The organism is Photorhabdus hindustanensis (genome assembly GCF_002968995.1).
Taxonomy (GTDB): Bacteria; Pseudomonadota; Gammaproteobacteria; order Enterobacterales; family Enterobacteriaceae; genus Photorhabdus; species Photorhabdus akhurstii.
The window spans coordinates 111,905-134,816 of the sequence record NZ_PUWT01000027.1 but is presented as its reverse complement, the minus strand read 5'-3'; the positions used below and the strand labels follow the sequence as shown (position 1 = coordinate 134,816).

27 protein-coding genes are annotated in these 22,912 nt (G+C 41.9%); 15 read left to right on the top strand and 12 right to left on the bottom strand.

Translation table 11 applies throughout. The features are described 5' to 3' along the window. Nucleotides 1–140 precede the first annotated feature (140 nt). From C6H66_RS25930 to C6H66_RS11270, 7 genes are all read right to left on the bottom strand, one after another. Nucleotides 141–311: a hypothetical protein gene (locus tag C6H66_RS25930; protein WP_160297038.1), complete on the bottom strand. Its 171-nt coding sequence runs from the start codon at nt 309–311 to the stop codon at nt 141–143. After that, nucleotides 295–663, bottom strand: a complete 369-nt coding sequence (locus tag C6H66_RS11290; protein WP_105395634.1) for a hypothetical protein — start codon at nt 661–663, stop codon at nt 295–297. The genes C6H66_RS25930 and C6H66_RS11290 overlap by 17 nt, the downstream gene beginning before the upstream one ends. Then, a complete protein-coding gene (locus C6H66_RS25635; RefSeq protein ID WP_146111045.1) occupies nt 660–920 on the bottom strand; it encodes a hypothetical protein in 261 nt (86 codons plus the stop codon). Before C6H66_RS25635 ends, C6H66_RS11290 begins: the two co-directional genes overlap by 4 nt. A gap of 150 nt (nt 921–1,070) precedes the next feature. Then, nucleotides 1,071–2,378 carry a 6-phospho-beta-glucosidase gene (locus tag C6H66_RS11285; protein ID WP_105395633.1) on the bottom strand — a complete coding sequence of 436 codons (1,308 nt, stop codon included), beginning with the start codon at nt 2,376–2,378 and terminating at the stop codon, nt 1,071–1,073. Next, nucleotides 2,375–2,716 (bottom strand): PTS lactose/cellobiose transporter subunit IIA, encoded by a 342-nt coding sequence (locus C6H66_RS11280; RefSeq protein WP_036805154.1) that lies wholly within the window; start codon nt 2,714–2,716, stop codon nt 2,375–2,377. The genes C6H66_RS11285 and C6H66_RS11280 overlap by 4 nt, the downstream gene beginning before the upstream one ends. An 18-nt stretch (nt 2,717–2,734) precedes the next feature. Continuing rightward, complete coding sequence (locus C6H66_RS11275) at nt 2,735–4,063, bottom strand: PTS sugar transporter subunit IIC (protein WP_105395632.1); 1,329 nt, start codon at nt 4,061–4,063, stop codon at nt 2,735–2,737. A 29-nt stretch (nt 4,064–4,092) separates the two neighbouring features. Next, the gene (locus C6H66_RS11270) at nt 4,093–4,398 is read right to left on the bottom strand and encodes a PTS sugar transporter subunit IIB (protein WP_046397324.1); all 306 of its coding nucleotides are present in this window, start codon (nt 4,396–4,398) and stop codon (nt 4,093–4,095) included. Between the two features lie 291 nt (nt 4,399–4,689). On the opposite strand from C6H66_RS11270, the gene C6H66_RS11265 reads away from it, so the two are divergent. Both C6H66_RS11265 and hda read left to right on the top strand, forming a co-directional pair. After that, nucleotides 4,690–5,295, top strand: coding sequence for a hypothetical protein (locus C6H66_RS11265; RefSeq protein WP_181150189.1), 606 nt, complete (start codon nt 4,690–4,692; stop codon nt 5,293–5,295). Nucleotides 5,296–5,603: 308 nt separating this feature from the next. Then, complete coding sequence (hda, locus tag C6H66_RS11260) at nt 5,604–6,311, top strand: DnaA inactivator Hda (RefSeq protein WP_011146972.1); 708 nt, start codon at nt 5,604–5,606, stop codon at nt 6,309–6,311. A gap of 45 nt (nt 6,312–6,356) precedes the next feature. On the opposite strand, the gene arsC is transcribed toward hda, so the two are convergent. Then, entirely contained in the window at nt 6,357–6,713 is a 357-nt protein-coding gene (gene arsC, locus C6H66_RS11255; RefSeq protein ID WP_046397323.1) for an arsenate reductase (glutaredoxin), read from the bottom strand. A 9-nt stretch (nt 6,714–6,722) separates the two neighbouring features. Then, nucleotides 6,723–8,186: a beta-barrel assembly-enhancing protease gene (gene bepA / locus C6H66_RS11250; protein ID WP_046397322.1), complete on the bottom strand. Its 1,464-nt coding sequence runs from the start codon at nt 8,184–8,186 to the stop codon at nt 6,723–6,725. Nucleotides 8,187–8,322: 136 nt separating this feature from the next. Between bepA and C6H66_RS11245 the strand changes: the two genes are divergently transcribed. Further along, a complete protein-coding gene (locus C6H66_RS11245; RefSeq protein ID WP_105395630.1) occupies nt 8,323–9,402 on the top strand; it encodes an AI-2E family transporter in 1,080 nt (359 codons plus the stop codon). Nucleotides 9,403–9,527: 125 nt separating this feature from the next. Here C6H66_RS11245 and bcp read toward each other — a convergent pair whose 3' ends face one another. Further along, nucleotides 9,528–9,998 (bottom strand): thioredoxin-dependent thiol peroxidase, encoded by a 471-nt coding sequence (gene bcp, locus C6H66_RS11240; RefSeq protein WP_046397320.1) that lies wholly within the window; start codon nt 9,996–9,998, stop codon nt 9,528–9,530. Between the two features lie 26 nt (nt 9,999–10,024). Next, nucleotides 10,025–10,570 carry a glycine cleavage system transcriptional repressor gene (locus C6H66_RS11235; protein ID WP_046397329.1) on the bottom strand — a complete coding sequence of 182 codons (546 nt, stop codon included), beginning with the start codon at nt 10,568–10,570 and terminating at the stop codon, nt 10,025–10,027. A gap of 271 nt (nt 10,571–10,841) precedes the next feature. Between C6H66_RS11235 and dapA the strand changes: the two genes are divergently transcribed. The 12 genes from dapA to C6H66_RS11180 all read left to right on the top strand — a co-directional run bounded on the left by dapA (nt 10,842) and on the right by C6H66_RS11180 (nt 22,669). Then, nucleotides 10,842–11,741 (top strand): 4-hydroxy-tetrahydrodipicolinate synthase, encoded by a 900-nt coding sequence (gene dapA / locus C6H66_RS11230; RefSeq protein ID WP_040153502.1) that lies wholly within the window; start codon nt 10,842–10,844, stop codon nt 11,739–11,741. Nucleotides 11,742–11,757: 16 nt separating this feature from the next. Then, a complete protein-coding gene (gene bamC, locus C6H66_RS11225) occupies nt 11,758–12,807 on the top strand; it encodes an outer membrane protein assembly factor BamC (RefSeq protein WP_105395629.1) in 1,050 nt (349 codons plus the stop codon). Nucleotides 12,808–13,096: 289 nt separating this feature from the next. Continuing rightward, entirely contained in the window at nt 13,097–13,540 is a 444-nt protein-coding gene (locus C6H66_RS11220; RefSeq protein WP_046397318.1) for a type III secretion system chaperone, read from the top strand. Beyond that, the gene (locus C6H66_RS11215; protein WP_105395628.1) at nt 13,527–14,693 is read left to right on the top strand and encodes a VopS family T3SS effector adenosine monophosphate-protein transferase; all 1,167 of its coding nucleotides are present in this window, start codon (nt 13,527–13,529) and stop codon (nt 14,691–14,693) included. The genes C6H66_RS11220 and C6H66_RS11215 overlap by 14 nt, the downstream gene beginning before the upstream one ends. Before the next feature lie 436 nt (nt 14,694–15,129). Continuing rightward, the gene (purC, locus tag C6H66_RS11210; protein ID WP_036779728.1) at nt 15,130–15,843 is read left to right on the top strand and encodes a phosphoribosylaminoimidazolesuccinocarboxamide synthase; all 714 of its coding nucleotides are present in this window, start codon (nt 15,130–15,132) and stop codon (nt 15,841–15,843) included. A gap of 587 nt (nt 15,844–16,430) precedes the next feature. After that, the gene (locus C6H66_RS11205; protein ID WP_248000659.1) at nt 16,431–18,146 is read left to right on the top strand and encodes an ABC transporter ATP-binding protein; all 1,716 of its coding nucleotides are present in this window, start codon (nt 16,431–16,433) and stop codon (nt 18,144–18,146) included. Next, nucleotides 18,143–19,795 carry an ATP-binding cassette domain-containing protein gene (locus C6H66_RS11200; protein WP_105395627.1) on the top strand — a complete coding sequence of 551 codons (1,653 nt, stop codon included), beginning with the start codon at nt 18,143–18,145 and terminating at the stop codon, nt 19,793–19,795. The genes C6H66_RS11205 and C6H66_RS11200 overlap by 4 nt, the downstream gene beginning before the upstream one ends. 91 nt (nt 19,796–19,886) lie before the next feature. Continuing rightward, nucleotides 19,887–20,054 carry a hypothetical protein gene (locus C6H66_RS25925; RefSeq protein WP_181150187.1) on the top strand — a complete coding sequence of 56 codons (168 nt, stop codon included), beginning with the start codon at nt 19,887–19,889 and terminating at the stop codon, nt 20,052–20,054. After that, on the top strand, nt 20,038–20,238 hold the full coding sequence (locus C6H66_RS11195; RefSeq protein ID WP_046397888.1) for a hypothetical protein: 201 nt from the start codon (nt 20,038–20,040) through the stop codon (nt 20,236–20,238). The genes C6H66_RS25925 and C6H66_RS11195 overlap by 17 nt, the downstream gene beginning before the upstream one ends. Beyond that, a complete protein-coding gene (locus C6H66_RS11190) occupies nt 20,231–20,950 on the top strand; it encodes a nucleotidyl transferase AbiEii/AbiGii toxin family protein (protein WP_046397889.1) in 720 nt (239 codons plus the stop codon). The genes C6H66_RS11195 and C6H66_RS11190 overlap by 8 nt, the downstream gene beginning before the upstream one ends. 254 nt (nt 20,951–21,204) lie before the next feature. Further along, nucleotides 21,205–21,390 carry a hypothetical protein gene (locus C6H66_RS11185; RefSeq protein ID WP_105395626.1) on the top strand — a complete coding sequence of 62 codons (186 nt, stop codon included), beginning with the start codon at nt 21,205–21,207 and terminating at the stop codon, nt 21,388–21,390. 106 nt (nt 21,391–21,496) lie between these two features. Beyond that, nucleotides 21,497–22,669, top strand: a complete 1,173-nt coding sequence (locus C6H66_RS11180) for an alpha/beta hydrolase (RefSeq protein ID WP_105395625.1) — start codon at nt 21,497–21,499, stop codon at nt 22,667–22,669. An 11-nt stretch (nt 22,670–22,680) separates the two neighbouring features. On the opposite strand, the gene C6H66_RS11175 is transcribed toward C6H66_RS11180, so the two are convergent. Next, a complete protein-coding gene (locus C6H66_RS11175) occupies nt 22,681–22,911 on the bottom strand; it encodes a phosphopantetheine-binding protein (RefSeq protein WP_046394789.1) in 231 nt (76 codons plus the stop codon). Nucleotide 22,912: the final 1 nt, after the last annotated feature.

Sequence of the window (22,912 nt, the reverse complement as noted above, 5' to 3'; positions counted from 1 at the left end):
AAATGTTTCTTCATGTCTAGTAAGTATACATTATAACCGTATGAGTATCTACTAAGTAGATACAAAAGAAAGCCATTATCTAGGGTATCAGATTTGTTTAGTGTGGAGTAAAAAAGGAGCGAAAAGCTCCCTTCAAGTGTTTATCGGACTACGTACCAGTTTCGTTTTTCATTGAGATACTGAACAGTACCCTCTCTTTCGGATTTTTTTAGGGCGCTGTAAGCAGCTCTCATACGTTCCGCTTTTTTAGCTACCGCTTTTTCGAGTTCAAGCTTTTCTTTTTCAGCTTGTTCGTTATGTATGTATGACATAACCCCTCCCGTTTGGATCTAACTTATCTATTATGGTAAAGCCGTTTTGTGTCACAAATCGATATATATACCGCTTATAGACCCTGTTTAGTCGCTCATCTGCGGCTAGTAAAATGTATCCACTAGGGCTGACCGCATTATAGTGCTCATTAATCAGCCTTTCAACTGCGTACATAATTCCTATCATCTGATTATGGTTATTTGTAGGACACCTCTCAAATAGCGTGTTGTTATCTAAATTGTTTTTTGCATCAAATGAGACTTCGAAAAAATTGTTTAAATCGAAGCTGTAATTTTCAGGTAAAAAGACAGAAGGATCTCCCTTTGAAATAATCTCCATTATCCCCGTCATCTTTCAAGTTGCCTCTTTGTTGGCTGCACTCGCTCACCCCGGTCACATAGTTTGCTATGCTCCCGGGGATTCACTCCCTTGCCGCCGCGATGCACCTTGAAATCCATAGGGTATATAATCAAGGTATATTCCACGCCAGACACCTCAAAATCTGAGATATGTGCTTCACCATATCCCAAGTTTTCTATTTTAAATGGCATAGATTTTCCTAAAATTTCAACGTATTGAAACTTTATATTCCAATATTCTTCAATCAATTGATTTCAGCGCAGTATAATACAGAATCTCTTGTTCAAACTTAACGTGAAAAATAAATGCGTGCGGCGCCGCAAAAAAAGAGGTTACAAAGTCAGTTAGCGATATCTGTTAGTCAGAAGTAACAGATATCGTTTTAACTTTATGTTTATTCATTGAAATTGCGGTAGATAATCACGGTTTATTGTTAATACGTCATTCAACAGTGGTGAAGCAATGTCTACATCGGCAACCAGTGGGTTGGTGATCAGTGCCAATAGTGCGGCGTGGCGGTCGCCATGAACTGCTGCTTTGATCGTCAAACGTTCGTAAGTTTTTATCTGTTGTGTCAGAGGATACATACTGTCAGGCAGGCGGCCGAACGTTAGCGGGTGGGCGCCTTCTGCATTAATAATACAATTGGTTTCGATGACGGCATCGTCCGGTAAACCCCGAATAGCGCCGTGGTTTGTGGTATTGACTACCAATTGGCTATCGAGATTGTTATGAATGGCGCAAATCAGATCCAGTGCAACCTCAGAATAGAATGCGCCACCGCGGAAACTGAGTTGCTCTGGCTTGTGATCAAGTTCTGCGTCAGCGTACAGTTCAAATAGTTCCTGTTCTACTTTCATGACCTGTTCTGCCCGGGTGCCTTGTGCGACAGCGGCTTCGCGCTCTTCCTGTAACATATTGCGAGTTTGGTAGAAGTAGCGGTGATAAGGGCAAGGGATTGCGCCTAGTGCTTTAAGTAGTGGCGGAGGCCAGGGGGCCTCTTGAATATTATTCATGGTTAAGACTGCACCATTGCATAGCATATCAAGTACCTGTTGAGTTTTATCCTGACCTGCAACCAGTACTTGGTGTACCCAGACCATATGATTCAGCCCGGCAAAGTGTAGCTGCACGTCCTGATAAGGGCGTTGTAGCATATTAGCTATCATGTGATGCATTGTGACCGGGACATTACATAAACCAATGATTTTTGCTTTGCTATAGCGGGAAATTGCTTCGGTAACGATCCCGGCTGGATTGGTGAAGTTAATAATCCATGCGTCCGGTGCAAGTTGTTCAACTTTATGGGCAATATCCAGCAAAATGGGGATGGTGCGTAATGCTTTGGCAAAGCCGCCTACGCCGGTAGTTTCCTGACCGATCAAGCCATATTTTAGCCCCAGACGTTCGTCCGCAGCGCGAGCCGGAAGCTGGCCGACACGTAATTGAGTTAAAATAAAATTAGCCCCGCGAATGGCGTTATCTGGTGTGAAATGGACGCTGACAATAACGTGTTCCATGCCATGACGAGCTAACATACGGCGAGTAAGCGCGGCGATAATTTCTACTTTCTGTTTTCCACTGTCAATGTCAACTAATGCCAGCTCGGATAGTGGAATGTTTTTTTGGTGTTGAATAAGCCCTTCGACTAATTCAGGGGTATAACTGCTACCGCCGCCAATAACGGCTATTTTGATTCGTTTCATACCTTTTCCTCTTGTGATGGTATTCGGCGATAGAGTTCAATCATATCGCTGGCAAGATCTTGAATAACCATTGCGTTCATTAAATGATCTTGCGCATGGACAGTGATGAGATTGACAGGTAATTTACCGCAGCCTTCATCCAATCCGATGAGGGTGGTTTGAATCGTGTGTGCTTCTTTGATTGCCTGTTGGGATTCAGTCATCAGTGTTTGTGCCGTTTGAAAGTCGCCGTTTCTGGCATGTTGTAATGCCATTAGCGCATGACTGCGCGCGCTTCCGGCATGAACCAGCAGTTCTACAATAATTTTTTCTAAATCAACAAATTGTTCTAAATCCATGTGTAAATCCTCCGAAAATTAGGGTTGGGATTGAGTTTCTACACCGGTGGATGCTGTGTTTTCTCGCTGTTTATTTTCTTCGTTGACCAACTGTTTTTCATAAATTTTGAAGAAGGGATACCAGATAAAGAGGTCGATTATCATTAGTATGAACACTAGCACTGCCGCACGATAATCCCAGGCAGCGGAAATCATTGCGCCGAATGGCGCTGGCGTAGTCCAGGGGGAAAGGGCGACCATTTTATGCACCAGGCCAAGATGCAGAGTGCTGTAGGACAATACTGCATTGACCAATGGCACAACCAGTAGTGGAATGAATAAGGTTGGATTCATCACAATCGGTGAGCCAAATAACAGTGGTTCGTTAATATTGAATATGGATGGAACCACACCTAGTTTTCCGATAGTACGCAAATGTATAGAACGGCTGCGCAGATAAAGAATCGCCAGAACCAGCGTAGAGCCAGAGCCGCCAATACAGATATAAAACGACCAGTAAGGATCAGTAAAAATTTGTGTTGCAGCCGTACCTTGAGCCATTAATGTTGCATTGGCAGCAATATTTGCCATAAAAATAGGGGCCATCAAGCCAGTGACAATGTTGGCGCCATGAATACCGGCAAACCACAGTAAGTTAGCAATGAGTAGCGCCAATATAATGGCGGGCAGAGTATCACCGATGGAAATGAGTGGATGGAACATCTGCATTATGGCTGCGGGAATAAGTAGATTGAATTCACTCTGTAATAGCAAGCTGGCAGGATAAACTGTCAACAAGATACCTATGACTGGGTACAGAAGTTCAAAAGAACGGGCAATTGCTGGCGGCACTTGTGTTGGCATTCGGATGGTGATGTTATATTTTTTTAGTAAACGTGTTAGTTCAACTGACCAGATAGCGCAAATTAATGCGGTAAATACACCCGTGCCACCGAGGAAATCGAGTGCTATTTTATTTTCTATCTGCGGTGCTGCTGCTAGCAAAAACGCCATTAGTGACAGTAAAGCAGAAGTTAGCCCGTCCAGACCGTAAGATTTAGCTAAACTGTAGGCGGTGCCGACCGAAACAAAGACACTCATTAAACCCATAGTCATAAAGTAAGGCATAGTTATGGTGTCCCAGTGGGTTTTGGCAAAGGACAACCAGGCTTGGCCGAATGAGGATGCAGTCTGTAAATCGAAGGGTGGGTTTGCCACAATTAACATCATGCTGCCGATGATCAAAAATGGCATGGCTGAGATAAAGCCGTCACGCATTGCAATGATATGCCGTTGGTTACCGATTCGCCCGGCAATCGGGATAATATAGCTTTCTAAGACGCGCGTAAAAGAGGTATAGAGACTCATGGGAGGACTCCGAGTGGTGGTGAAATTGATTATTCCAACAGGCTTAATGCCTTATCGAGAACCTTATCACCACGAAGAGTGCCATAATCCGTCATGTCAATAACGTCTATTGGTTTGCCGTGTGGTTTGGCGATAGCGGAAAGATGGGCTAATTGATATCTCACCTGTGGGCCAAGTAAAACAACGTCAGCGTCGGTTATCTGGTGTTCTAATTCAGCCGTGGGGGCAGCTTTGATCTCAATGTCCAATGCCCGTTTTATCACTTCTGCTCGCATACGTTGTACCAACATGCTGGTGGACATACCGGCCGCACAACACAATAGGATTTTTTTCATTGCTAAGTCTCCAGTTTGTTATATTGTTTCTTATGGGATAAGTGGTTAATCAAAGCTTTCACCTTTTATTAAGACTAGCAATTTATGTTAAATATGTTGCGATTTTGTTCGCATATTAATCAAGAATAGTTTAAGAAATAGGGATAGAATGTGATCTTCGTTTGTATTGTATAGGTATTGTACATGGCGTGAAAATGTCAAATTATATAGGATGTTGCAGCGAGATTTTTCACTTATGGAGTAAGAGTGAGTGTTTGGATACAGTAAGTATTGGCAACTGGTGATGAAGCAATGCTAAAGTTAATCCCTGAAACAGATTTCTATATCAAACTTAACATGACAGAGAAAAATGCAGAACACACTCAGGCTTTCATTGAACGCAGAGTGAAAGATTTTTCTTTGCCTGGATTTGTTACTCCACACGGTTACCGCTTACTGACATCTGTTTCTGGCAATCAATATAGATTGGTGACTGATGCAGATATGCCGGAGACGGTTTACGCGGTAAAGCTCGAATTTATGGAACATATTGTTCCATCAAAAAAAACATGCACACAGATACTTGTATGGCGTACAGTCCTTCCTCAACATGACGGGGCAGTGCGAGGTTTGCCACAAGAGTTTTTTAGATTTTTCCTTGAAAGATACTCCATTGTCGTGTCTGACAGTGAGCAAACGCTAGATGGACGTAGGTTTTGGGAGCGTATGATTGCTTGGGCTATCAGCATTAGTGGGTATCATGTGTATGTTTCTGATGGCACTAAAGAGGAACGTCCACTGAACCTGATTACCTCGTGGGATGACTTCTATGTAACCTGGGCTAATTATTGCTGGGGTTATGATAAGGATTATCACTATCATCGCCTTTTTGTTATCAGTAAAGAGCTATTACGTTGATCTCTGCTAAGAATGAATAAAACTCACTATCTGATGGCTTTTTCTTAAATAATATAGCTCTTAAATAACATAATTCTTAAATAACATAGGACTGAAAACTTAGATTTTTCCTGCTCTTACATGGGGAATATTTTATAGGAATTTGCGATCCGTTCTGTGCTATGACGAGATATTATGCGCTGCTGGGGCTGGAATGGATTTAACTTATTGAATCCTAAAAATAGTTTTTTTATTCTTTACCTATACAGTTCATTTACAACTATTTTCTGTGATAAACTTGTTGGCGTTTATTACCAGCTCTGTTTGAGGTGCTTCTGAACACACCATCGCAGCTTTCGTTACCTTTGTATCTTCCCGATGATGAAACTTTTGCCAGTTTCTTTCCGGGGGAAAATGCCACCCTGTTAGCTGCAATCAAATTGGCCATTAATCAGCCGCATGGCAGCTATATTTATTTTTGGTCCCGTGACAGTGGGGGCCGAAGTCATTTGTTGCATGCCGCCTGTGCTGAGTTGTCCCTGAAAGATGAAGCTGTGGGTTATGTTCCGCTGGATAAACGTGCCTATTTTATCCCTGAGGTGCTTGATGGCATGGAACACTTATCACTGGTTTGTATCGATAATATTGAGAGTATCGCTGGTGATGAAGAGTGGGAAATGGCAATTTTCAATCTTTATAATCGCATTCTGGAGATTGGCCGCACTTGTTTGCTTATTAGCGGCGATCGTCCACCTCGCCAGATTAATCTTAAGTTACCTGATTTGGCTTCTCGTCTAGACTGGGGGCAAATTTATAAATTACAACCGCTTTCCGATGATGAGAAATTACAAGCTTTGCAATTGCGAGCGAAGTTACGCGGCTTTGAATTGCCAGAAGATGTAGGGCGCTTTTTACTGAAAAGATTGGACAGAGAAATGCGGACTCTGTTTATGGCGTTAAATCAGTTAGATCACGCTTCGATAGTTGCTCAGCGCAAGCTGACGATTCCATTTGTGAAAGATATTTTGCATCTTTGAAGAAGAAGATGATGGTGGTGTCACCATCATCATATCTATTCTTAATCAATCAAGAAGTTCTTTTACTTTTTCCGGTGGGCGCCCAAGTCTAGCTTTATCACCGCAAACGACGATTGGGCGTTCAATCAGTTTAGGATTGGCAATCATCGCTTTCAGTAAATCATGCTGAGTGAGCTTTTCATCAGCCAGATTCAACTCCTTGTATAGATCTTCTTTCGTTCTCATCAATTGGCGAGCATCATGGAAACCAAGCTGTTCTAGCAGAACGGATAATTGCTCTACAGTGAGAGGAGCCTCCAGATAGAAAATAATCTGTGGTTTAATTCCTCGTTCTTCAATAAGAGCCAAAGTTTCACGGCTTTTGGAGCAGCGGGGATTATGATAAATCGTCACCTGTTGCATGAGAGTTCCTTAACGTTTGTATTGACTGTAACGCTGTTGTAGCTGGCGTAATTGATCGATACGAGCATCATAACGTGCTTGATCGTAACTGCCTAATTTTACGAGTGCGCTGGCACTACTGAGATACTTGATGGCATTGTCAAATTGACCGCGAAGTGCCATTTCTTCAGCATACGCTGATAGTTCTTCATGGCGTTTGCCTTGTTTGGCGGCAGCTTCGGCCATCAGGCGCCAACCGTTTGGATCATCCGGGTTATTGAATGTATAGCGATGGAGCAGCTTTAAAGCTTGTTGATATTGTTTTGCGTGAATAAACGCATTAGCGAGATTAATTTGTAATACCAAATTGTCCTTTTGTTTTTGTAAGGCGTTCTGTAACCGGGTGATAGCTTGAGCAATTCGGTTCTGTTCAATGTCGATATCAGTCATTGTGTCAATAAACCAGACATTATCCGGCTGTTTTGCTAATAGTGGTTCCAGAATAGCCCGTGCCTCAGTGTATTTTTTATCTTGAGAAAGCAAGATTGCCCGGCCATAAGCGGCGGCAAGTTGCTCTTTAGCTGTGCCTCTACGGTAATTTTCTAAAATTTGCTCAAGATAGCCGCGTTGCTCTGTGCTGTACATGCCCATAACCCGGACTCTGGCGAACAGAAAATCTTGAGATTGTGGAATGTTCTGGGCCGGATATTGATTAGCACGGTTACGCGCATCAGCAAGACGGCTGTCAGGTAACGGGTGAGTGAGTAACATTTCCGGTGGTTTAGAACTGTAACGGGTTTGATCTACCATGATTTGCATAAAAGCTGGCATACCTTGAGGATCAAAGCCAGCTTTACGTAGTGTCTGCATGCCAATGCGATCAGCTTCTTGTTCATTGGATTGAGTAAAACTGATCATGCCTTGTTGTACACCGGCAAGAGTACCACTGAGGGCTGCCATTCCTGCTTGCGGGTTAGCCATTAGCAAAAGGATAGAACCCAACGTGCCTGCCCAGGCTAACGGTGCTGTACGTTGCTGATCTTCCATCATTCGTGCCAGGTGGCGTTGAGTGACGTGAGAAATTTCGTGAGCCATTACGGAGGCAAGCTCGCTTTCATTACGGCTATAACGAAAAAGTGCGGCATGGAGTACCACATTTCCGCCAAAGAAAGCGTAAGCGTTGATATTCGGGTTATCAATCAGATAGAAATGGAAAGGCGTTTTAACCGAGTCAGCATGAGCCACTAACCTCTGTCCAATGGCATTAATATATTGTGTCAACAATGGGTCATAAATCAGCGGAGCGTTGTCACGCATTTGGCGAACATAGAAATCTCCCATTGCCAGTTCCTGATTGATGCTCAGGATTGAACCTGCCGTGGTGCCGATATCCGGCAATGAATCTTCAATAGAGGCGCTGAGAACTGAGGGACTTGTGAGCAATAATGTACTGATTAATATTGCTGTCAGAGATTGATTAGACATTATTTTCATAAAACAAAAATGCTCTCATTTGGCCATCGTCTTAGATAATGCGTGTATGATAAATAAGGGTACCTTAAAATTAATCAATTAGTACAATTTTTAAGAAAAATAGAAATATGAATATTGCTATCAAGGAGCCTGGTCAATGCTGGATATGATTATACAGTGGTATCGCCGTCGGTTTACTGATCCGCAAGTTATTGCGTTATTTATCATCCTTTTAGCAGGGTTTTGTATTATTTATTTCTTACATGGCATTTTAGCGCCTTTGCTGGTAGCGATTGTTCTTGCCTACTTGCTGGAATGGCCAACTGCTAAACTTGAAAGATTGGGATGTTCGCGCACAGTGGCTGTTTGTATTGTGCTGATTATTTTTTCCGGTATTAGTTTGTTGGTTATCTTTATTGTAGCGCCAACCGCATGGCAGCAGGGGATTAATCTGTTGTCAGATATACCCAATATGCTTAATCGGTTTAATGAATATGCCCAAACATTACCGGCTCGTTATCCGGTTTTGGTTGATGCTGGCATCATTGATGTGATGGCTGAAAATCTGCGTAGCAAAATTTCAACGGCTGGGGAATCTGTGGTGAAGTTTTCGGTGGCTTCATTGATTGGTTTATTAACGCTGGCTATCTATCTGATTCTTGTGCCACTGATGGCCTTTTTCTTGCTAAAAGATAAAGCCCAGATACTGCAAGCATTGCAACGAGTCCTGCCACGTAACCGCATTTTGGCCGGACAGGTATGGCGCGAGGTGAATCAACAAATTACTAACTATATTCGGGGTAAAGTCACCGAGATGGCGATCGTCGGTATTTGTACCTACGCGGTGTTTGCATTTCTTGGATTGGATTATTCATTGCTGCTTTCTGTTTTGGTTGGGCTATCAGTGTTAATTCCCTATGTGGGGGCGCTTATTGTCACGATTCCTGTTGTATTGGTTGCGCTATTTCAATGGGGAGTCGGGACAGATTTCTGGACCTTGATTATTGCTTATTTGGTCGTTCAGGGGCTGGATGGTAATTTGCTGGTGCCGATTTTATTCTCCGAAGCGGTGAACTTGCACCCTTTGGTAATCATTCTTTCTGTGATTACTTTTGGTGGTTTGTGGGGATTCTGGGGCGTATTTTTTGCTATTCCGTTGGCGACGCTGATTAAGGCGGTTATTCATGCATGGCCGGAAGAGATAGTTATAACAGAAGACGATGAAATAAAAGAGTAAATCTATTTTTAATGATACTGGTACCCGTATTAGAAGAAGCACGGGATGGGGATATCCCTCCCGTACTTGCCTTTGGCATCTTGAGCTGTTAAATAAGCGTGATTAAATTTTGAATCATTTTCTATTTAAGGATGCTGTTTCAGATAATCCACCACGACTTGGTGGTGATCACTGGTCTTAAATTTATCAAAAACGTGCTCAATATTGCCGTTGGTATCGATCAAGAAACTGATACGGTGGATACCATCATAGATTTTTCCCATAAACTGTTTCTCGCCCCAGACACCAAACTGTTCAGCAACTTGATGATCCTCATCGGACAACAATGTGAAGTTCAGCATTTCTTTCTCCACAAAGCGTGACAATTTACTTGGGGTATCTGTGCTGATGCCTAGCACTTCAACACCGGATGCCTTTAATGTATCCATTTCATCGCGCAGACCACAAGCTTGTACAGTACAACCAGGAGTCATTGCTTTAGGGTAAAAATAGACTAAAACACGCTGACCTTCGAAATCAGATAAATTGATTGTTTCTCCATCTTGGTCAGGAAGGCTGAACTGAGGGGCCTTATCACCGGCTTTCAATGGGTTCATCCCGTATTCTCCGTTTAATCTTTCAACTAAAGTGGTTCAAGAATACTAATACTGCCTTGTGCATTTAGATCTGTACATAACTTATTAAACGCCTGCTTAATAATTATGCCGTCATCCTCTAATAGACTATGGGCGGTAATCTGGATCTGCAACCGAGAAGGGATATCGCCTTCTGGCGGCTGTGTTTTTGATACCAGTTCAGCAATATTAAAATCCTGTGTGGTAAACAGATTGGTAAACTGCTCGACAATACCGGGTGAATCATCAACATCAACCTTAACGAAAACCGTGGAAGGAAATGTTGTATGGGCATCGCACTTTGTGCGTTTCATGACGATAAGAAGATCGAGCTCGGCTCCTTTCTGTGGCAGTGAAGATTCAATCATTGTGATAGCGTTCCAGCTACCGGAAAGCAGCATAATGAAGGTGAATTCCTCACCAAACATGGCTAAGCGGCTGTCTTCAATGTTACAACCACACTCACTCACAAGACGAGTAATGGTGTTGACGATACCAGGACGGTCAGCGCCTAAAGCGGTTATAACGAGAAAATGTTGTTGTGATTGTGGCAAAGTCACTTTTCCTTCTCTGCTATGGTTTCGTTAAGGTAAACATAAAAAGGCTATACTGCCAAGGCCAATTGCACCAAAGTTGTTCTATTGTGTTCCCATATTGTGTTCCCATTCACTGACATTGAATTTCAACAAATTACTTTGATTATCACTTCTTTTTAATGGGGGTTATCTGGTATTAACAAAATTCATTGAAATTCCGTGTTAAATAGTTTCCTTCTGGATGACTAAAAAGTACCATTGAGTTCTTGTTTGTATAGGGGGTAATGTAATGTCTAGCGGGAGATTTGAATTTACAGGTAGCATTGTTGCGCTGGTAACACCAATGGATGCAAATGGTCAGGTTGATAAGGTCAGTTTGAAAAAGTTAATCGATTACCATGTTGCTAGTGGGACATCAGCGATAGTCTCGGTCGGGACAACCGGAGAATCAGCCACATTGAGTCATGATGAGCACGGTGATGTTGTTTTGACAACCGTAGAATTGGCTGATGGGCGTATTCCGGTTATTGCCGGAACAGGTGCAAATGCGACTGCTGAGGCAATATCCCTAACGAAACGTTTTGAAAACAGTGGTGTTGTTGGTTGCCTAACGGTAACGCCTTATTATAATAAGCCGTCGCAAGAAGGTTTATATCAGCATTTTAAAACGATTGCTGAAAATACGGATTTACCACAAATTCTGTATAATGTGCCTTCTCGTACCGGGTGTGATCTGCTGCCGTCAACTGTAGCCCGTTTGGCGAAAATTAAAAATATTGTCGCAATTAAAGAAGCTACAGGGAACTTAAATCGTGTCAGTCAAATCCAAGAATTGGTTAATGATGATAGTTTCATCTTATTGAGTGGTGATGATGCAAGTGGGTTGGATTTTATCCAGCTTGGTGGCAAAGGGGTTATTTCTGTTACTGCAAACATTGCAGCGCCTGATGTTGCTAAGTTTTGTGAATTGGCATTAAACGGCCAGTTTGCAGAGGCGCGTAAGGTAAATAATCGCCTGATGGATTTACATCGTCAGCTATTTGTTGAACCTAATCCGATTCCAGTTAAATGGGGATGTTACAAATTGGGTTTGATTGCTGATGACACCGTGCGTTTGCCGATGACGCCATTGACAGATGCAGGAAAAGTCTCAGTTGAAAAAGCCTTGAAAACGGCCGGATTACTGTAAAATTTAGGGAATTTTAATGGCAATATTGTTGCAAAAATCGAAGGTGATAAAGGTTGCTGGTATGTCACTTGTCGTGTTATTGGCGGCCTGTTCTGGCGACCAGAGCTATAAGCGCCAGGTCAATGATGATGACACATATCTTGAAACACCTCCCCTGAAGGCGTTGAAAGTTCCTGCGGGTATGGTATTGCCATTGCAGAATGGTGAATATGATATTCCAGCAATAGCTTCTAAAGGGCAGGTTGGGAAAGCGCTTGATATTCGCCCGCCATCTCAAGCATTAGCCTTGTTGAGTGGTTCCCGTACTGAAAACAGTGCCAAGAGCAGTAAGTTGCTACTTGAAGACACGCCTGAGAATAGCCATTTGTGGTCACAGATTAACAATGTTTTGTTGAAAAAAGGTTATCAAGTTAGCCAACGCGATGATGCTAGCCAGACATTGACAACTGATTGGATCGATTGGCCGCGTGCAGATGAAAATGTTTCCTATCAGACTCGTCATCGTATTAGTGTTGCACGCCAGAGCTATCAGATTGAATTATCCGTGACTAATGAAGGACTGAGACAAGGTGATCAACAGGTCACTGATCCTATTGAAATCCAGCGTTATAACTCACTGATGCTCAATGAATTAATTGAGGGTGTGAACCAGCAGCGCGAACGCGTTAGCGATGATGCCGTGGCGCGTAATCTAGGTCCATTGGATGTACAGAGTGGCGGTGACATGTCTGGATTACCTCAGATAATTGTTCGTGCGCCATATAATATTGTTTGGGATCGATTACCGGCAGCACTGGAAAAAGTAGGCATGAAAGTGGGTAGCCGCAGCCGTTCAACAGGGGCTATTACTGTGACGTATAAAAGCCTCAGCTCATCTAGCTGGAAATCAATGGGTGTTAGTGAACCATCCATTAGTGAAGGTGATTACAAATTACAGGTTGGTGATTTGAATAACCGGAGCAGTTTACAGTTTATTAGTGATAAAGGTAAACCGTTGACCCAATCACAAAATGATGAATTAGTTGCAGCGTTGAAGGCCGCTTTTAGCCAGACAACGGGATTATAGGTTTAATAAAGGGGTGAAAAGCCCTCGGATTATTGACAAAGCGCTGGCTGTCTAGCTAGCGTTTTGGTTTTTATATAAAAAACGAGTTTGGCGCGAGATTAAGAAAGCTCCCAACGCAATTTTTCCTCGAATCCTCGATAGTCAATTTTGAATTTATCTGTGATAAAGCGGTTATCTGTAACTGCCTACCGGTTGCTAATATACAAAAGATAGACTATATCTGACAGTCATCATATTTCTGAAAGCTTAAAATCCTGTCATCAAAATAATTGATTTTCTTTTCTCTACTATGAATGATCATCTCACTAATATATTAATGACTGAACTGGCAACTAAATTAGGCATGAATAGACTCTCCTTTGATGAAGAGGGGAATTGCTTCTTACTTGTCGATAACTCTCTGCCTGTTATTTTGCGTCGCCAGGAAGAACATTTAGTCATTATTTGCCAAATAGATATGGTACTTCCAGATTCAGCAGATGCTGATACTCTTCGTTATTTGCTCAATACGGCACTTAATCCATTAAATAATCAGCTACCTGGTATTGGTTGGCATCAGGAGCTTGGGGTTGTTGCGTATAAGATATTGCCCTTACTACATCTAACGGCCAATAAGTTGGAACATGAATTATCTGAATTTATTACTTGGGCAAATAAATTTCCATCGTCACTATCACAGAAAAGTACCTTGCCGTCGTCTTATGACAGGAGAATGATTTATGATCGAATTTAAGAATCTTGCTGTATTACAACATGCCTCGCCACAAATACAAGAACAGGTTCGTAGCGAAGGTAAACTGCAAATTGCTGGCCGTGAATACCATATTAATGCAGATCTGCAACAGGTTCTGCGTACGCACCCAAAAGGCAATCACTTTGCCCGCTTCTTTGAAGGGGTAAGTAAATTTTTCTTACATGGCAGTAGTGCTTCAGTAGCCAAAGAGGTGACTAAAACCCTCTTTTCTACAGAGGGGGCACAGCAACAGCGTTTACAGAGTACAGATTCGGTCAGCCATGCTCGTATGTTGTTTAAGGATGGTAATTTGCAGACATCAGAACAAGTACTAGAAAAATTAAGGACGGTAGATACACATAAAATGACAGAAGCCATGTTGGCTGAACATACTCTTTTACTACAGCGTACTATGTCAGAATCGCTACAAAATACAGAGACGGGTAAAAAATTACAGGATTTGATGGGACATCAGGCAACAGCCCAATTGACCAACAAATTGGTTGCCCCCCAACAGTCTTTTGTCAGCCTTGAACAATTGCGTAAGCAATCTTCGGCTGCTAATGCTGTTGCCAGTCTTGAGCCAGTTTTGATGATGGAGGAGAAGAACTTGCTGGCAGCCCAACATCATCAAGAAGCAATAAGAGGCCAAGATCTTAGCCAAGGCATTTACGCAGAAACACTTTCTGAAGAGTTTTATAACCCAGGTAAATTAACTGATAATGTTGATCGGGCTGCGGCTTGGATACTTAAGGCATCGACTTCGGGGGGGAATGAGTGGAGTAACTTCACAGCGCTACTCAAGGAGTATACCCATAACGGCAAAGATCTGACTGATAGCCAAGTCCTCAAGGAACTTCATCATAGATTGGTTCCAAACATAGAGCGTGATTATCGTGGTCCAGCAATCAGCGGCGGGAGTCTTCCTTCTAGTATAGGTGGTGCAGCAATGCTGGCACAGCATTTGGAAACATTGGATAAGGAAGTTCCCCAGATTGGAAAACAGCTTTTTGCTGCTGTCGTTGGTTTTCACGGTTTCACTGATGGTAATGGCAGGATGGGACGCCTCCTCTATGCGCTGACAGAACTGAGAGCGGATCAATTTACCCCCCTTTCGGTCAAAGCAGAAAATGCTTTGCATGGGATTCACTGAAAAAAAGCCTGCATATGTATGCAGGCCAGCTTATTGACCTGGCGCTGTGTTAAGCATGTCCCCTTCATGTAATTTCTTCCTAAAACTCAGGAAATTCAAGTTAATATCGCTTATTACCGCTGCTTACCATACTGCTAAGGTATTGACGATATTTTGGTTTTGTAACTGCTTAGTAATTTAGAAATGCAGAATCGATTAATTTTTTTATTAGCTTTACTTACCGGATGGACTTTTGGCTAAGTTTTTCGAAGGTTATCAGCTTGCCTTGAAACTGATTAGGGAATAGAGGAAGTTTTTTAGCATGATGTTTGGCTGTTTTTTAGACTAACCAGATAACTATAGAAAAAATCAGCCCTTTGGACAGGATTTTATCGACAATCTGTTTTATTATTTATCTATGGTATTTATACAGTAGTAATATCTCTGGAGATATAAGATGCAAAAAAAAGCTGAGTTGTATCGTGGAAAGGCAAAAACGGTGTATACCACGGATGATCCTGATTTGCTCGTGCTGGAGTTCCGTAATGATACATCAGCATTGGATGGCGAACGTATTGAACAGTTTGATCGTAAAGGGATGGTGAACAATAAATTTAACCATTTCATTATGAGCAAATTGGCAGAAGCAGGGATTCCGACACAAATGGAACGGCTGTTATCGGACACTGAGGTATTAGTTAAAAAGCTGGATATGGTGCCGGTTGAATGTGTTATTCGCAATCGGGCTGCGGGCTCATTAGTTAGACGCCTTGGTGTTGAAGAAGGTTTGGTATTGAATCCACCTCTGTTCGACTTGTTTCTGAAAAATGATGCTAAGCACGATCCAATGGTGAATGAGTCTTATTGTGAAACTTTTGGTTGGGTTAGCAAAGAACATCTGGCTGAAATGAAGGAATTGAGCTACAAGGCCAATGAAGTATTGAGCAAATTGTTTGATGATGCGGGTTTGATTTTGGTTGACTTCAAACTGGAATTTGGTTTGTTCAAAGGCCAGGTAGTTCTGGGGGATGAATTCTCTCCTGATGGTAGCCGTTTGTGGGACAAAGAGACTTTGAACAAAATGGATAAAGATCGCTTCCGCCAAAGCCTTGGTGGCCTGATTGAAGCGTATGAAGAAGTAGCGCGCCGTATCGGCGTTATTTTAGACTAATTGCGCAAACGATTACTTGGGCCGAAAGGCCCTTTTTATTGGCCTCTTATGACCAAATCTCATCCGACTACTAAGTAGTTAATATGAATTAATCCAATTATAGAATAGACTAGCCCTTTGCAAGAGATAATTTGCTTAAACTTAGAACAATTTAAGGCATGTTAATATTGAATAGGAATTCATTTATATAATCGCTATATATTTTAAAATCAATATAATTCATTGTAATTATTGGTATTATTTATCCCATCTACGATTCTTCGTTTGGAATAAGTTACTTATTATTCATATTGGCGATATATTTTTCAATTAGTGCATTAAATAACCTAACAAAGGTATTGATATTGTCGGATAAAGTATCAATTTTATTTTTCGGCTATTTTCTTGTGATAGCGTTTATAAACATTTCAATCAGATCGTGATAAATGCGGGTATTTTGCGATAATTACATTTTGCTAAATGTGAACCAGATCTTGCTGTTGTGATCGATCTGTTATTAATAACCTTGATGTTGGCTGCATACACTGATGTTGCAAATAACATCGCTAATTTTGATGAGGTGCCATAACCTAAAGATGAAAAGCGTGATGTCAAAGAAGTTAACTGTATGGCGGATATTGCTACAGAGCGCCATACCATTTAAGGGGACTGTTTTATGTGCGTTTTTGGCCTTAGCCGTTACATTATCGTGCGATCTAAGCGGTCCTTATATTATCAGGAATTATGTTGATAAGGCGACATCAGGGACGACTGTTGATCAACTTATCATGTTGGCAATCATCTATGTTTTTATTGCGTCGATTGGTGTTATTGGCAGTTTAGTCACCAGTTACATGAGCACCAAGGCCGGTTGGGGGATTGCTGATACCATTAGATATAAGCTCTTTCATCATGTGATGACAGTTTTACCTGTATTGGAAATAGAACGGCGATCGCAGGGAGAATTGCTGGAAAATATCGAAGGTAACGCTGATATTATAGGAAAAACGATTTCTAAAGCAGGCTTCAAAGCCATTGCTAATTTAGCGCTGACATTAGGAACATTGGTAATTATATTCAGCGTCATGCCTCAGGCAGGTATTGCCATAGCAATCGTCGTCATACTGGTGGCGTATGTATTGATTCAGTTAACCAGACTTTCTGTTCGTCGTTGGCTAATTGCGAGAAATGAAAAAGCCAAAATTTTTGGTTTTGTTGGTGATTCATTACATGCAATGGATGATTTACAGCCATTGTCGCAGGCGCATTGGCCTGCCATTGCATTTCGTAAGATGCTGTCAATGTTGCTCAAATTTGAACGCAGTGCTTATATTGGCGGCAGGGTTTTTTGGCCAATTACCCAGATCTTCTTTGCACTCTGTTTCGGTATAGGTTTTGGTTTTGGGCTACAGTTACTTGGTGTGGGCAGCTTAAGCATCGGTACATTAACGATGGTTTATCTCTACGTTGATAAACTTCGGGAACCGGTGGAGGATATGTCATCAGAAATAGAGCTGATACAGAAATTATTTGCTGCTTTGTCACTTTCGGCAAAAATGTTAAATGAAGGTACCCCAGATAAATCATCGAATAATTTACTGCCTGATGGCCCTCTCTCTATCCATTTCGATAATGTTGATTTCAGTTATAACGGAGAAGAAACGCAGGTTTTGCATGGCGTTAATTTTTACGTCGCTCCGGGGAGCAAAATTGGCATTATTGGTAGAACGGGAGCGGGAAAAAGTACCATTCTTAATTTGATGTGTGGATTTGCGCGACCCGATTCAGGAAGAGTGACCATTGGCAATGTCGATGTCTCAACGATTAATCCGGAAGAGTTTGCGAAAAAGATTGCTGTTCTTAGTCAACGTTCTCATCTGTTCTCCGCAACGTTGCGGGAAAATTTAACGCTTTTCAGTAATGAAATATCTGACGATCAAATTTGGGAGGTTCTTCAAGAATTAGATGCGCTTGAATGGGTTAGGGCACTGCCAGATGGCCTTGATACACAGGTTGGTACTAATGGTCTGATGCTATCAGCAGGAGAAATTCAAATGATAGCGGGCGCCAGAGTGATGTTACAGCATTGCTCGTTAGTGATTATTGATGAAGGAACTTCTCAGCTTGATCCCCGAACGGAAGAGAGTTGGCTAAAATTGCTTGAAAAGTTAAGCCGCAATTGCACCGTAGTGATGGTTGCACATCGCCTTCACACGCTTTCGGTCGTTGATGAAATTATCATTATCGATGATGGACGGATTCAACAACGAATCCCTGAAACAGAAGTCGCAATGTTAACGAGTAATCATGGGCTTATGGTATGACTATATCCAATGTATCAACTAAACTTAAAATGTTACCGGCTTTGACTGAGCTGATAAAAAAGTTTGCTCCTCTCTATTTCATTACCATGTTTGTGTGGACACTAATGCATGGTTTTCCTCTGTTGATTGGTTATCAAATCAGCAAATTACTCGATAGAGCGATGAATGAGCCAACTAACCCTGTCGTCTGGTGGTTGCTGGCCTCTGCGATTGCGACTATGGTCTTGCGATCACTATTTCTATTCTTGGGATTAACCTTTGATTTTACATTGATTTTTAAGGTCAGTGCTTACCTGAAAGAGCGAGTTTTGTGGGGAGTGAGCCATTGCTCCCATAATCAGAGACAAGCTTTCTCTCAAGGCGATATTCTGAACCGTATTCGTGATGATAGTGATGAAATTGCGGAATTTCTGAGTTGGACCTCTGATTTTATTTACCGTGCATTACTTTTAATTATCGCATTAGTTGTGCTTATCAACACTGACATAATAACCACACTTGCTCTTATGCCTATGATTGTGGGTCTTTGGGTCGGGGCGATACTTAAACGCAAGGTAGGGAATTTACAGAAGAGTAAACGTCAATCGCAAGGGGACATTGCCGGCAAGATTACTGATGTCTTAACGGGGATACGCGACTTGCGCCTCGGTAACAAAATGGAGGGGCAGATTGAGCGGTTATCGCAGAAATTTGTCAATCGACGAGTGATTCAAGCCAAACATCAGGTATTTACTGACCTTCTTTCTGGGCTGTTCAAAAATATTGTCATACTTGGAACATCGGCTGTTTTACTGATAGTGAGTAAACGAATCGTCGATGGCAGCTTTACGGTAGGTAATTTGGCATTATTTTTGACCTATATCGGCTGGATAAGTGAACAGATACTTTTCTTTGGTCGGTCAGTTGCCTATTACAAAAATGCTGATGTGTGTTATGGCCGAATTAGGCAGTTTCTGGCAAATAAAGTCGATAAAAAAGAAACCAAAGAATATGGACAAGATGAAATTCTGCATAAGCTAAGTGTTAATCATTTAGCTTACTCAAAAACTCAGCCCCCTGTTTCATTTGAGGCAACAGCTAATCAGGTTATTGGCATTGTCGGTGATATTGGCTCGGGTAAAACCACCTTTTTGCGCTACCTGATCGGTCTGGAAAAATCCAGTTCCGGCAGTGTACTTTGGAATAACCGAGAGGTTCTGGGCAATGAAAACTGGTGGCGGAATCCACGTATCGGATATGCCAGACAGAAAGCGGGTTTTTTTGGTGGAACCGTAAGGCAAAACCTCGCGTTGGGTGATAAGGATATCGATGATGATGTCATGGTGCGGGCGCTGGAGGCGGTAGGTTTGACGCCCGGCTCATATGAATTGCCAGAAGGACTCGATACCGTTATTAATTCTGGCAGTGCCGGTCAATTATCTGGCGGCCAGCGTCAACGTTTAGCATTGGCCCGGATGTTATGTCGTCCCGCTGACGTTTATATTGTTGATAACTGCGATTCGTCATTAGATACAGATACGGCCCGTCGTTTATGGACTGTTTTACCTGAGTACTGGCCTGGTTTGTGGATTGTTGTCTCGCATAACGCAGATCTTCTCGCTAAAGCGGATCATATTGTTACCGTTCAACAGCGGAGAGAGTTGGCATAATCCATTGGATATCCACTCCTGGCTAAGTCGGTAGGAGTGGATGTCAATAATGAAATGGTATATATTTTTTTATATCAAACGAGGAGGGACTATGGGTAAACAAGCTGTTTTTACTATGAAACTTGAATCAGATCTGCGTGATCACTTTATGGCTGCTACTGCGGTGAATATGTGGGCATTTGCAATATGGTTGAGTTGGCAGTTCACTCTGCTATATTGTAAATATGAAAGGAGAGGTTATTATGATAAAAATCGCTGATTATCCACAAATGAAAAATTGTGCTTGGTATTTGGCTGAGGATACTGAGCTAACTGATCGTGATGCGCTTGCATTTTACGAACGCAATTGGAAATATGTCGAAGAAGATAAGCTTGAACCTCAAGAGCGTCAGCTGATTGAACGACTCATCCATGAGCAGGGGCACGGTTTTTTGAATGTCTAGTTTTCGCCTTGAGCATCATAATCGTATTGCTAAAGTATTAAGTTCTTTATCACATGGATTTCTTGATGACGCAGATTGCTATTTTGCTGGGGGAACTGCAATAGTTATGATGCTTTCTGAATATAGGGAATCGGTCGATATTGATTTTTTGTGCTCTTCACGTGAAGGTTATAGTAAGCTTCGTTCAGCCCTTTATGGGACAGATTTTTCCCCACTTTTTACATCATCTGTGCCCACCATTGGAGAGATTAAAAAAGATCAATATGGTATTAGAGGACGCATCAATATTGATGGTGTTCCTATTAGACTCGAATTTGTGAGTGAATCCCGACTGGATCTTTCGTTTGGTACCCGTATTCTTGGTGTGCCAACACTGGGTAAAGTAGATCTATTGGCAGCTAAACTCCTAGCTAACGTTGATCGTGGCCTTGATAAAGCCTCACAGAGTAAAGATCTCATCGATCTAAGCATGATGCAGTCCGAATGGGGATGTATCCCCGTTGAAGCTTGGAATAAAGCGCGCTCTGCATATGGTATTACGGTTGATAAAGCTTACGACTCTGCCATTCAAATGCTGAATAATAATCAAGCTTATTTTGATAAATGCATGAAGAATTTGGTTATTTCTGCTGAAAATAAGGAGAAGATAGTTAATACCCTGAAATTGGAATTTGTTCCCCCTGAGCGAGATAGTTATTATCACGATTATTAATCTATACCCTATGGACTTCAAGATGCATTGCGACGACAAGGGAGTGAATCTCCGGGAGCATACGAACTATGTGACCGAGGTGAGCGGGTACAGCCAACAAAGAGGTAACTTGAAAGATAACGGGTATACTTCTTCGTCATTAAGACTTTGCTTAAGAAGCAAGAGGTTCAAGAGCCTTCTGCAAACTGCTTTTCTTATTACTGTTTGTAGGTAATGAAATGGTATATATTTTTTATATCAAACGAGGAGGGACTATGGGTAAACAAGCTGTTTTTACTATGAAACTTGAATCAGATCTGCGCGAATATAAATATCGTACTTTCCTTCAGGAAAAGGTTGATATCGCACGCCAATCTGTAAAAGAGGGTAATGGTGTTGAACATAGCGACGTACAAGCGATTTTTGCGGCTCGAAGAGAACAGGTTAAGTCTCGTAAGTGAACGTAATTTGGACACTCAGGCGCTATTGACTGGTTTATGAGGACTATCTGGATTTTAGCTTTAGTACATATATCGCGGTTGTGGCCGCAAGAAGCTGAGTAATTACATGCTTATTAAGAACTTAATTACCACATTGGAAGATGAAATACAGATATTAATAACTACATTGCTTAATGAGCAATGGGAAGCCGCCAGGGAATTAATGAATGAATCATTGCGTATGGCGGCTGATGATTTGGCTTTAACTATATTGGCAGATAATCTGTATAACTCAGATATCGATATTATTTACCAGCAGCAAGGTGCTTGTCATCTGCGGCTAAATACCCTCAATGGAAAGTTCAATCTTTATATTGGGATTAAAGATCGGCAAATTGATTCTCTCACGTTATCTCGATGCCCAATACCTGATGCGTATGCAAAACAGGGTATTTTTATCGAAAAAACGTTAAAGACGTTTGGTCTTAGAGATGTCCCGGATGGTTTGGTATGTTTGCCGTTACCACATAATGTCAAAGCACTTGTTTTATTGCTTGCGGGTTCTGGTCCGCATTCGATGGATTATGATGTTGGGCCTAATCCACTGTTTCGTATGTTGGCGCATAAATTAAGTCAATATGGGATTGCGAGCGTGCGTTTTGAAAAACGTTATTACCGCATCCGGCAGGGAAATATGAACTCTGAGGTTGTCGATCTCAATACGGAAATTGTTGACGATGCTTGTAATATTCTGACCGGTTTAATGGGACATATTGAATTTCACGATATGCCAGTGTTTCTAGTTGGGCACAGTTTCGGCGGATATGTCAGCCCATTAATTGCAAAGAACTTACAGCAAAAATCGGGTTTAAATGTTACGGGTATTGCGATGTTGGCGGCGCCCTTCCGTAATTTACTCCGGGTGATTTTATCCCAATTACCCAGTGGGAAAGAGAAAGACGCAGTATCTCTTGAGAGCTTTTTGTCAGTGCCGGATAGTTATCTCAAACAGATTGAGAATTATCATGCATTTGATTGCTTAAACAGCTTGCCTGCAATGCCGTTATTTTTTGCCCAAGGGGATCATGACTTTCAGATTTTGCATAATGTTGATTTCACGATGTGGAAAACGGCACTGAAAAATAGTAGGCAGGCAGAGTTCAAGCTCTACACTGGATTGAATCATATTTTATTGCCCACAATGGGGTGCGATGGTGGCGAGGATTATCTGCAACCAGGTCAGATCCCGGTGCAGGTAATTGCAGATTTGGCTGCATGGATCATCCACCATTCGTCATGAAATAGACAGCGCTATTTATCTTTTGCGAGCAGTTTGATCCAATCGTTGATTGTCGGCCAGCGAGCTAAGTCTGCAAAGTTGATTGGATACCCTGCATCATTTAGCCGATCAACCAGCATCAGCATTTTTACCGAATCGAAACCGATATCAAAAAGATTTTCATCCTCCGGTATTGTCTCTACTTCCGGGTAAAGCGCTCTGATTTCTCGATGTAAGATCTCATGGATAAGCTGATTTTTCATT

Excerpts from the sequence above, each read along its gene's own strand:
- C6H66_RS11215 (WP_105395628.1), top strand. The coding sequence starts at position 13,527 with ATGATCGAATTTAAGAATCTTGCTGTATTACAACATGCCTCGCCACAA.
- C6H66_RS11190 (WP_046397889.1), top strand. The coding sequence starts at position 20,231 with ATGTCTAGTTTTCGCCTTGAGCATCATAATCGTATTGCTAAAGTATTA.
- C6H66_RS11290 (WP_105395634.1), bottom strand. The coding sequence starts at position 663 with ATGACGGGGATAATGGAGATTATTTCAAAGGGAGATCCTTCTGTCTTT.
- C6H66_RS11280 (WP_036805154.1), bottom strand. The coding sequence starts at position 2,716 with ATGGATTTAGAACAATTTGTTGATTTAGAAAAAATTATTGTAGAACTG.
- C6H66_RS25930 (WP_160297038.1), bottom strand. The coding sequence starts at position 311 with ATGTCATACATACATAACGAACAAGCTGAAAAAGAAAAGCTTGAACTC.
- dapA (WP_040153502.1), top strand. The coding sequence starts at position 10,842 with ATGTCTAGCGGGAGATTTGAATTTACAGGTAGCATTGTTGCGCTGGTA.
- C6H66_RS25925 (WP_181150187.1), top strand. The coding sequence starts at position 19,887 with ATGGGTAAACAAGCTGTTTTTACTATGAAACTTGAATCAGATCTGCGT.
- bcp (WP_046397320.1), bottom strand. The coding sequence starts at position 9,998 with ATGAACCCATTGAAAGCCGGTGATAAGGCCCCTCAGTTCAGCCTTCCT.
- C6H66_RS11200 (WP_105395627.1), top strand. The coding sequence starts at position 18,143 with ATGACTATATCCAATGTATCAACTAAACTTAAAATGTTACCGGCTTTG.
- C6H66_RS11195 (WP_046397888.1), top strand. The coding sequence starts at position 20,038 with ATGATAAAAATCGCTGATTATCCACAAATGAAAAATTGTGCTTGGTAT.
- C6H66_RS11285 (WP_105395633.1), bottom strand. The coding sequence starts at position 2,378 with ATGAAACGAATCAAAATAGCCGTTATTGGCGGCGGTAGCAGTTATACC.
- C6H66_RS11180 (WP_105395625.1), top strand. The coding sequence starts at position 21,497 with ATGCTTATTAAGAACTTAATTACCACATTGGAAGATGAAATACAGATA.
- C6H66_RS11265 (WP_181150189.1), top strand. The coding sequence starts at position 4,690 with ATGCTAAAGTTAATCCCTGAAACAGATTTCTATATCAAACTTAACATG.
- bepA (WP_046397322.1), bottom strand. The coding sequence starts at position 8,186 with ATGAAAATAATGTCTAATCAATCTCTGACAGCAATATTAATCAGTACA.
- C6H66_RS11220 (WP_046397318.1), top strand. The coding sequence starts at position 13,097 with ATGAATGATCATCTCACTAATATATTAATGACTGAACTGGCAACTAAA.
- C6H66_RS11245 (WP_105395630.1), top strand. The coding sequence starts at position 8,323 with ATGCTGGATATGATTATACAGTGGTATCGCCGTCGGTTTACTGATCCG.
- C6H66_RS11270 (WP_046397324.1), bottom strand. The coding sequence starts at position 4,398 with ATGAAAAAAATCCTATTGTGTTGTGCGGCCGGTATGTCCACCAGCATG.
- bamC (WP_105395629.1), top strand. The coding sequence starts at position 11,758 with ATGGCAATATTGTTGCAAAAATCGAAGGTGATAAAGGTTGCTGGTATG.
- arsC (WP_046397323.1), bottom strand. The coding sequence starts at position 6,713 with ATGCAACAGGTGACGATTTATCATAATCCCCGCTGCTCCAAAAGCCGT.
- C6H66_RS11175 (WP_046394789.1), bottom strand. The coding sequence starts at position 22,911 with ATGAAAAATCAGCTTATCCATGAGATCTTACATCGAGAAATCAGAGCG.
- C6H66_RS11205 (WP_248000659.1), top strand. The coding sequence starts at position 16,431 with ATGTCAAAGAAGTTAACTGTATGGCGGATATTGCTACAGAGCGCCATA.
- purC (WP_036779728.1), top strand. The coding sequence starts at position 15,130 with ATGCAAAAAAAAGCTGAGTTGTATCGTGGAAAGGCAAAAACGGTGTAT.
- C6H66_RS11185 (WP_105395626.1), top strand. The coding sequence starts at position 21,205 with ATGGGTAAACAAGCTGTTTTTACTATGAAACTTGAATCAGATCTGCGC.
- C6H66_RS11275 (WP_105395632.1), bottom strand. The coding sequence starts at position 4,063 with ATGAGTCTCTATACCTCTTTTACGCGCGTCTTAGAAAGCTATATTATC.